The sequence below is a fragment of the Sphingomonas sp. genome, from assembly GCF_031380695.1.
In the GTDB taxonomy this organism is placed as follows: domain Bacteria; phylum Pseudomonadota; class Alphaproteobacteria; order Sphingomonadales; family Sphingomonadaceae; genus Sphingomicrobium.
On sequence record NZ_JANMWY010000308.1, the window covers coordinates 1 to 8,540 of the forward strand.

Sequence of the window (8,540 nt, forward strand, 5' to 3'; positions counted from 1 at the left end):
GCGCGACTGGATCAGGAACAGGCCGATCAGGATGACGACCGCGATCGGGATCACATACGGTTCCAGACCGGCCTCGACCGTGGTCAGTCCTTCGACCGCCGACAGCACCGAAATGGCCGGCGTGATCATGCTGTCACCATAGAATAGCGCCGTGGCGAAGACGCCGAGCAGGACGATCCCCTTGGCCCATTTGCGGGTGTCGGTGGTCGAACGGTTGATCAGGGCGAGCAGCGCGAGGCTGCCGCCCTCACCCTTGTTGTCGGCGCGCATGATGATGGTGACGTATTTCAACGATACTATGATCATCATCGACCAGAAGATCAGGCTGAGCACGCCATAAACGTGGAGCGCGTCGGGAACGAGCGTGTGATGGCCCGAAAAGGTCTCTCGGAAAGCGTAGATCGGCGAGGTGCCAATGTCGCCGAAGACGATCCCGATCGCCCCGACCGCCATTTTCGCCAGCGATCCCTGGGGGTGGCCGTGGTGCGTTTCCTCAGCAGATTCAGCGGCTGCCGCACCGGTGGAGCTGATCGTCATTGCCATTTGCGCCTAGCACCGCCCCCGCTGCCCCGCAATCGCGGGGGACAAAGTTGCAAACTGGCCCTATATCGCGCGCAACCCGTCATTTGAGAGAGACGAACCATGCGCGTCGGTGTGCCCAAGGAAATCAAGAACCACGAATATCGCGTCGGGCTGACCCCGGCCTCGGTCGGCGAACTGGTCCACGCCGGCCATGAAGTCGTGGTCGAGACAAACGCCGGCAAGGGCATCGATTTTTCGGACGCCGATTACGAGAAGGTCGGGGCGACGATCCTGCCCGACGCCGCGGCCGTTTTCGCGGCGGCCGACATGATCGTCAAGGTCAAGGAACCGCAGCCGGTCGAGATCGCGATGCTGGAACGGCGGCATTTGCTGTTCACCTACCTCCACCTCGCCGCCGACAAACCGCAGGCAGAAGGGCTGATGAAATCGGGCGCGACCTGCATCGCCTACGAGACGGTTACATCGCGCTCGGGCGCGCTGCCGTTGCTCAAGCCGATGAGCGAAGTCGCCGGGCGCATGTCGATCCAGGTCGGCGCGCACTACCTCGAAAAGGAACAGGGCGGACGCGGCGTGCTCCTCGGCGGCGTGCCGGGCGTCGCCCCGGCCAAGGTCGCGATCCTCGGCGGCGGGGTCGCCGGGATCAATGCCGCGCAGATCGCCACCGGCCAGCGCGCCGACGTTACCATCTACGACATCAACCACGACCGGCTGGCCGAGCTCGACATGCACTTCGGGTCGACGATCAAGACGGCATTCGCGTCAAAGGCGGCGATCGCGGCGGCGGTCAAGGAGGCCGAGCTGGTGATCGGCGCGGTGCTTGTGCCCGGCGCGGCGGCGCCCAAGCTGGTGACCAAGGCGATGCTCAAGACGATGAAGCGCGGGTCGGTGCTGGTCGACATCGCCATCGACCAGGGGGGATGCTTCGAGACCAGTCATGCGACGACCCATGCCGACCCGGTCTACACGATCGATGGCGTGATCCATTATTGCGTGGCGAACATGCCCGGCGCGGTGGCGCGGACGAGTGCCTTTGCGCTCAACAATGCCACGCTGCCGTTCGCGCTGAAGCTGGCCAATCTGGGGGCTGACGCGGCGATGGCGGAGGATCCCCATCTGGCGAATGGGCTGAATGTGTCGGACGGCAAGATCCGGCATGAGGCGGTGGCCGAAGCGCTCGACCTGCCGTTCGAGCCGGCCTAGCGGCTGCTATCGGCGAAGTTGATGCCGCCTTCGACCAGCGGTCGCCAGCTGGCGGTCGGCGGAGCCTTGGCAAGGATCGCGCGCCACTCTGCCAGCGCGCCATCGCGGTCGCCTGACCGCAGCAGCGCAAGGGCGTAGAAGAAGCGTGGACCCGGGCTGTTCGGCGTAAGCTCGATCGCGCGGAAAAAGGCGAAGCGAGCGGAGGGGGTCAGTATGCCGTCATGATCGATAAAGGCATTGCCGAAGCCGACCCACAACTCGGGATCGTCGGGGTGGGCGCGGACGGCCGCCTGCATCGTCTGCACCGCCTCCATCGTGTCGCCGGTGCGCGAATAGCTGTCGGCCATGATCAGCCAGCGCTCGGCGGCGGTGAAGGTGCCGAAAAAGGCATGGCGCGCACGAGCAAGGGACATGGCCTGGGCCTCATCGGCAGTGGTGCGCGGTGACCCTGCGAGCCCGGGCCGTCCCTGCACCGCGTAACCGGCCGCGCCGAACAACAGCGCCGCGGCGGCGAGGGTGAACACCGGACCGCGCAGCCTCAGCAGCCATAGCAGAGCCAGCGCGACGGCGACGATCGCGGCCATGATCAGCCAGCCGTTCATGCCGCGGCCTCCGCCAATGCGCGGCGGACGTCGTCGAGTGACTTTGCATCGAGCCCGCCAATGAAGCGGTGCCGGACGACCCCCTTGCCATCGATGACCAGCGTTTCCGGCACGCCGACTGCGCCGAGCGCGCGTTGCGCGCGGCTGTCGGGATCGAGGCCGATGCGGCCGAATGGATCGCCATGCGCGGCAACAAAGGCAGTGACCGCCTCGGGCCGATCGCGAACCGCGATGCCGGTAATGGCGATGCCCTCGGATTTGAGGGTCACTAGTTGCCGCGCCTCGGCGACGCACGGCAGGCACCAGCTACCGAAGAGGTTGATCAGCTGCGGCTTACCGGACGCCAGCTTTGACAGAGTAAGCGGCAGTTGCCCGGCGCGCGCCGACGGCAACGTCATTGCCGGCAGATCGAATGTCACCTGCTGCGACAGGACGGCGGACGCGGACGGGAGATTGTGGCGCCAGCTCAGCCCGGCGACGAACAGGACGAAGACGAGTAACGGCGTGAATTTGCGCCTGGCAACGCCGGTCATGTCGCTCGGACCATCACTTAACCAACGTCTTGCCGGCGCCATGTTCCGCAGTCTGGTTACCGAGCTGTGGTGGCATATAACGCTCGTCGTGCTTGGCGAGGATGTTGTCGGCAGTAAAGGTGGTGCCGGTCATACGACCTTCCGCAACGACGCCGCTGCCCTCGCGGAATAGGCTGGGCAGGATGCCGCGGAAGGTCACCGGGACGGTCGCCGGACCATCGGTAACGCGGAAGGCGACGGTCACGCCGTCGGGCGCGCGGGCGAGCGAATTTTTGACGACCATGCCGCCGAGGCGGACCATGCTGTCGCCCTGCCCCGCCGCCTTGCCCGCCGCGATGTCGCTCGGCGTATAGAAATACGAGGCGCGGTCGCGTAGGCCCCACATCGCGAGCAGCACCGCACCGGCCACTGCGACGAGCGCAACCACGACGAGGGTCAGGCGCTGATTCTTGGCCTTCATTCTCAATCGCGACGCTTGAGCGCGTCGGCAGCACGTTCGGCACGGCGCATCCCCGACACAGCCCAGACGAGCAGGCCGGCGGTGGCGAGCAGCATCAGCGCATAGGCGGCGATGACGAACGGCCACGGATTCATGCGGTCGCTTCCCGTCGTAGCCGCGCTTCGACCCGCACTTCGGCGAGTTCGGCGCGCATCCGCATCAAGACGGCGGCGACGAACACTGCGCTGAATCCGAGTAGGGTCAGCGGCAACGGCCACAGTAACGACGGGGCGATGTTCGATCCGCCGCCGAGCGAGATGCTCTGGCCCTGGTGAAGCGTCCGCCACCACAGCACGCTGTAATGGATAATCGGCAGATTGATCGCGCCGACCAGACCGAAGATCGCGGCCATGCGCCCGTCCCCGCCGCGTTCCTTTTCAGCGGACGCCAGCGCGATGTACCCGAGGTAGAGGAAGAACAGGATCAGCATCGACGTCAGCCGCCCGTCCCATTCCCACCAGCTGCCCCACGTCGGGCGACCCCAGATCGATCCGGTAGCGAGGCAGGCGGCGGCGAAGGTAGCGCCGGCGGGCGCGGTCGCGCGGCCGGCGATGGCTGCCAGCGGGTGACGCCAGACGATCTGGCTAAGCGAGGCGGCAGCGATGCCGCCCCACCCAGCCATGCCGAGCCAGGCAGCAGGGACGTGAATGTAGAGGATGCGCACCGTCTCGCCCTGAAGATAGTCGGGCGGCGTGACGAACAGGCCGCCAAGCATTCCGACGGCGACTAACACGAGGCCGATCGCCAGCGACCAGCCGGTGGCCGGGCGTGCGAAGCGCAGGAAGCGGGCGGGATTGGCGAAGGCGTGCATTCGTCGCCCTGACTAGCGATAGTCAGGCGCGAAGGGAACGGGTCAGGCGGTCAGGCCTTGCTCTTCCTTGCGCTTTTGCTCTTCGGCGCGCAGGCGGTCACCCTTGACCGAGCGGCTGGCGAGCACATCCCACGCCGCAGCGGCGCGGAGGTGATTGTCGCGAACATTGGCAAGGGTCGCGGCGTCGGCGAGCTTCTGCTCGGCATCGCGCCGTTCGACGAAGAAGAGGGATTGGCTGGACATGGACGTCTCCTCTTCGGGGGCAATACAGGAAGGTGCGGCCCGGCCCCCGTGAGGGACCGGGCACGCGGGCCGGTTTAGGCGGCCTGAAGGTTGACCGCGCTGACGCGGCCGCGGCGATCGGGCTCGAGCTCGTAGCTCACGCGCTGATCAGTGTTGAGCGTCTGCATTCCGGCGGCCTGCACCGCGCTGATGTGGACGAACGCATCGTTCGAACCATCATCGGGCTTGATGAAACCGAAGCCCTTGTCGGTGTTGAAAAATTTGACGGTACCTGAGATCATGGAAAGAGTCCTTTTTCCGTTGCGGCAAACGATTGCCGTCCGCCGGCTAGAAGTAGCGGAGAAGAGGAAGAGGACTCGTAGAGCCAGACCCGATCAGGCAACTGGTAGCCCATTGAACATAGGCGCAACGGCGTAAAATAGCAAACGAGTGAGCGTCTAGCGACCGATCATCGCCTGAGCCATGACATCGGCGACCGCTGCCGGATCGTGTCCGCTGGCGGCGCTTTGAGTCCAGATCTGCTCGAGCCGATCGGGGATCGCCTCGATCCGCCGGCGGACCACACCGGCATCGCCGTCGCCGATATATTCCGTCGAGACGTTGATCATGCCGCCGGCGTTGATGACATAGTCGGGGGCGTAGAGGATGCCGCGTGCCTGCAGCCGCCGTCCATCCTCGTCGGTCGCCAACTGGTTATTGGCCCCGCCCGCGACGATCGGACAATTGAGCACGGCGATGCTCGCCTCGGTCAGTATCGCGCCCAATGCGTTGGGGCTGATGACGTCGGCTTCGATCGCGAGGAGTGCAGCGGGATCGACGACCGTGCCATCGACCTGATTCGCCAGCGTCTGCGCCCGGACCGGATCGACATCGGCGATGGTCAGCCGTGCGCCCTCGGCCGCCGCGTGCAGCGCGATGCCACTGGCGACGCTGCCGGCGCCCTGAAGCGCGATGTGCAGACCCGCGACGCTGTCCTTGTCCAGCGCGCGCTTTACCGCCGCCTTGATGCCAAGAAACACGCCGAGCGAGGTGTGCGGGCCGGGGTCGCCGCCGGCCGCACCACCTGCGGCAGGCAGTCCGGCGACAAAGCGTGTCTGCCGCGCGATCTCAGTCATGTCGCCGACAGTCATGCCGACATCCTCGGCGGTGACATATTGGCCGCCGAGTTGGGCGATTGCCTTGCCATAGGCGGCAAGCTGATTGACGCTCTTCGTGCGATCCGTGCTGGCGAGAATCACTGCCTTGCCACCGCCGAGAGGCAAACCGGCCATCGCGTTTTTGTAGCTCATCCCGCGCGACAGCCGCAGCACGTCGGTCAGCGAATCGGCGTCGTCGGCGTAGTGCCAGAAGCGAGTGCCGCCGGTTGCGGGGCCGAGGTGCGTGGAATGGACCGCGATGATCGCACGTAAGCCGCTCGCCTCGTCAGCGATGAAGTGAAGCGCTTCGTGCGCATCGAAATCAGGAAAACCCCACGGGGTCAGCATGTGGAAAACGCCCTCGAAATATTGAGAAATGGGGCGATCGACGGGGCTTGAACCCGCGACCCTCGGTACCACAAACCGATGCTCTAACCAACTGAGCTACGATCGCCACGATGCACCGGTGGGGTGCGCGGGCTGTTTATGACGAGGGGTCGGAATTGGCAAGGGAGGCCGGTCAACGCCAACTTCGAACACACGCCATTCGTCGCATGTTGCTTGGCCTGATCAATATTCAAGGATAAGCAATCTGAAATATTACAAAACTGTGACGAGCGTTTGACGTAATATCAAGAACAGCCAAACGTTTGGAGAGATTATGGCAACGAATCGGAAATATGTCGGGGTGAAGCGCAGCAGCGTCAGCCTGGCCGAAACGCTGATTGCCGCGGGACTGGGTGCGGATTTCGCGAAGAAGCTCGAGGAGATGCCCCACAGGACGGTCATCGTCGAGCCGCGTCGCCCATTCCGCGAACCCGGCGTCGCGCGCGACGAAGTCATGTTCGTGTGCTCGGGCCTGCTCAGCAAATATAAGTCCGACGGCAGCGGCCGCCGCCAGATCGTGGCACTGCGCTTTGCCGGCGACGGCATCCTGCCGCGCGATGGCGATGCGGCCTACGGCATCCAGGCAATCACGCGCAGTGAAGTGCTCATCGGCCGGCGCGAGGATTTCGATCCGATCGTCGACGTCAATCCTGAGCTCGGCCGGTTTTTCATGAAGCTTATGGAGCGTCATTCGGCGATTGGCTATGAGTGGCTGGTCAATTGCGGACGCCGCGATTCTACCGCGCGCGTCGCGCATTTGTTGTGCGAAACGGTAAAGCGAAGCCATATCGATGTCGAAAAGCAGGCGCTTCTCAACCCATTCACGCAGCAGCAGATCGCCGATATCACGGGTCAGACATCGGTCAACGTCAACCGGGTGTTCGCGGAACTCGAACGCCTAGGGCTGATAACTCGCAAGGGGCGCGAAATTAATTTTTCGGACTGGCCTGAAATCCAGCGAGTCGGCAGTTTCCATGCCGCCTATCTTCACTAGGATCGACAGCCGGGGCATGGTGGGCGCGGCAGGGATTGAACCTGCGACCCCACCCGTGTGAAGGGTGTGCTCTACCACTGAGCTACGCGCCCATGCCCGGTCGCGGCACGCGCTTAGGCGAGGGTAAAAGCCGAGTCCAGCGCCGCGGTGACCGCGCCTATTGAACCGCATCCTTGAGGATCTTGCCCGGGCGAAACTTGGGCTGGGCGCTCGACTTGATCTGCATCGGTTCGCCAGTGCGGGGGTTGCGGCCGATCGACGCCTTGCGCCGCGTAACCGAGAAATTTCCAAACCCGACCAGGCGAACTTCGTCGCCGCGCTTCAGCGTACTCGTCACCAGTTCGAGCATCATTTCGATCGCCCGAGCCGCATCCCCCCGCGCCAGACCGGCCCGGTCCGCAACCTGATTGATCAATTCCTGCTTGTTCATGCCTTGCTCCAGTGGGCGTGTCAGCGAACGCATCCGGACCCGCCCGTCTCTAGAAGCGAAGTCGGAACCAAAAGTCAAAGTCTACGCCGCAATTATCTAGTTAAATCAGTGGCGGAGCGGTGTGCCCTGCCCTGACCCTGCCGAAGGAACAGGCTCAACGGCGAGTTCATCCGCTTCGGTCCATTCGATCGGGCAAAGCGGCTGGGTCAGCGCACGCGCCAAGACCTCGTCGACGTGGCTGACCGGGACGATCTCCAGCGTTTCGCGAAGGACGGCCGGAATTTCGGCGAGATCTTTTTCATTCTCCGCCGGAATGAGAACCGTCGTGATGCCGCCGCGAAGCGCCGCCAGCAATTTCTCCTTGAGGCCGCCAATCGGGAGTACCCGTCCGCGCAGCGTGACTTCGCCGGTCATTGCGACGTCGCGACGCACCGGAATGCCGGTCAGGGTCGAAATGATCGCGGTGACCATGCCGATACCCGCCGACGGTCCATCCTTCGGCACCGCGCCTTCGGGCAAATGGACGTGAATGTCCTTGCGGCTGAAGATCGAGGGCTTCACGCCATAGCTGGGTGATCGCGCCTTGACGAAGCTCATCGCGGCGGCGATCGATTCCTGCATGACGTCGCCGAGCTTGCCGGTGGTCTTGATCGCACCCTTGCCTGGAACGGTAACCGCCTCGATGGTGAGCAGTTCCCCGCCGACTTCGGTCCAGGCGAGCCCGGTCACCGCGCCGACCTGATCCTCTTCCTCGCCTACGCCATAGCGGTAGCGGGTGACGCCGAGGAACTCACCGATATTGTCCGGGGTCAGGGTGATCGTTTCGACCTTCTTCTCCAGGATCTGGCGAAGCGTCTTGCGCGCGACCTTGGCCAGTTCGCGCTCGAAGGTGCGCACCCCGGCCTCGCGCGTATAATGGCGCAGGATGGCGTGGAGGCCGCTATCGTCGAACAGTAGTTCGCCGTCCTTCAGCCCATGCGCCTCGATCTGCTTGGGGATCAGGTGGCGGCGCGCGATCTGCACCTTTTCGTCCTCGGTGTAGCCCTCGAGGCGGATGATCTCCATCCGGTCGAGCAGCGCCTGGGGCATGTCGAGCGAGTTCGCCGTGGTGACGAACATGATGTCGCTAAGATCGTAATCGAGTTCGAGATAATGGTCCTGG

13 protein-coding genes and 2 tRNA genes are annotated in these 8,540 nt (G+C 64.3%); 2 read left to right on the plus strand and 13 right to left on the minus strand.

The features are described 5' to 3' along the window. Positions 1-531: KUP/HAK/KT family potassium transporter (locus RMN84_RS11120; protein ID WP_405051481.1), on the minus strand; the 531-nt coding region annotated here is incomplete at its 3' end. A gap of 111 nt (positions 532-642) precedes the next feature. On the opposite strand from RMN84_RS11120, the gene ald reads away from it, so the two are divergent. Then, positions 643-1,743, plus strand: coding sequence for an alanine dehydrogenase (ald, locus tag RMN84_RS11125; protein ID WP_309612236.1), 1,101 nt, complete (start codon positions 643-645; stop codon positions 1,741-1,743). Here ald and RMN84_RS11130 read toward each other — a convergent pair. From RMN84_RS11130 to RMN84_RS11170, 9 genes are all read right to left on the minus strand, one after another. Beyond that, positions 1,740-2,345 carry a tetratricopeptide repeat protein gene (locus tag RMN84_RS11130; protein ID WP_309612237.1) on the minus strand — a complete coding sequence of 202 codons (606 nt, stop codon included), beginning with the start codon at positions 2,343-2,345 and terminating at the stop codon, positions 1,740-1,742. The genes ald and RMN84_RS11130 overlap by 4 nt on opposite strands. Further along, on the minus strand, positions 2,342-2,878 hold the full coding sequence (locus tag RMN84_RS11135) for a redoxin family protein (protein ID WP_309612238.1): 537 nt from the start codon (positions 2,876-2,878) through the stop codon (positions 2,342-2,344). Before RMN84_RS11135 ends, RMN84_RS11130 begins: the two co-directional genes overlap by 4 nt. A gap of 13 nt (positions 2,879-2,891) precedes the next feature. Beyond that, complete coding sequence (gene ccmE, locus RMN84_RS11140; protein ID WP_309612239.1) at positions 2,892-3,338, minus strand: cytochrome c maturation protein CcmE; 447 nt, start codon at positions 3,336-3,338, stop codon at positions 2,892-2,894. Between the two features lie 2 nt (positions 3,339-3,340). After that, on the minus strand, positions 3,341-3,472 hold the full coding sequence (gene ccmD / locus RMN84_RS11145; protein WP_309612240.1) for a heme exporter protein CcmD: 132 nt from the start codon (positions 3,470-3,472) through the stop codon (positions 3,341-3,343). Then, entirely contained in the window at positions 3,469-4,188 is a 720-nt protein-coding gene (gene ccmC, locus RMN84_RS11150; protein WP_309612241.1) for a heme ABC transporter permease CcmC, read from the minus strand. Before ccmC ends, ccmD begins: the two co-directional genes overlap by 4 nt. Before the next feature lie 42 nt (positions 4,189-4,230). Then, a complete protein-coding gene (locus RMN84_RS11155) occupies positions 4,231-4,431 on the minus strand; it encodes a hypothetical protein (protein WP_309612242.1) in 201 nt (66 codons plus the stop codon). A gap of 74 nt (positions 4,432-4,505) precedes the next feature. Continuing rightward, positions 4,506-4,712 carry a cold-shock protein gene (locus RMN84_RS11160; RefSeq protein ID WP_309612243.1) on the minus strand — a complete coding sequence of 69 codons (207 nt, stop codon included), beginning with the start codon at positions 4,710-4,712 and terminating at the stop codon, positions 4,506-4,508. Positions 4,713-4,868: 156 nt separating this feature from the next. Beyond that, the gene (locus RMN84_RS11165; protein WP_309612244.1) at positions 4,869-5,915 is read right to left on the minus strand and encodes a Glu/Leu/Phe/Val dehydrogenase dimerization domain-containing protein; all 1,047 of its coding nucleotides are present in this window, start codon (positions 5,913-5,915) and stop codon (positions 4,869-4,871) included. Positions 5,916-5,944: 29 nt separating this feature from the next. Then, positions 5,945-6,021: transfer RNA gene (locus RMN84_RS11170), tRNA-His, on the minus strand. A 207-nt stretch (positions 6,022-6,228) separates the two neighbouring features. Between RMN84_RS11170 and RMN84_RS11175 the strand changes: the two genes are divergently transcribed. Then, on the plus strand, positions 6,229-6,948 hold the full coding sequence (locus tag RMN84_RS11175) for a Crp/Fnr family transcriptional regulator (protein ID WP_309612245.1): 720 nt from the start codon (positions 6,229-6,231) through the stop codon (positions 6,946-6,948). Positions 6,949-6,965: 17 nt separating this feature from the next. On the opposite strand, the gene RMN84_RS11180 is transcribed toward RMN84_RS11175, so the two are convergent. The 3 genes from RMN84_RS11180 to RMN84_RS11190 all read right to left on the minus strand — a co-directional run. Then, positions 6,966-7,040 (minus strand) — tRNA-Val (locus RMN84_RS11180). 65 nt (positions 7,041-7,105) lie between these two features. Next, entirely contained in the window at positions 7,106-7,378 is a 273-nt protein-coding gene (locus tag RMN84_RS11185; RefSeq protein ID WP_309612246.1) for an HU family DNA-binding protein, read from the minus strand. A 105-nt stretch (positions 7,379-7,483) separates the two neighbouring features. Next, on the minus strand, positions 7,484-8,540 hold a 1,057-nt coding region (locus RMN84_RS11190), incomplete at its 5' end, for a S16 family serine protease (protein ID WP_309612247.1).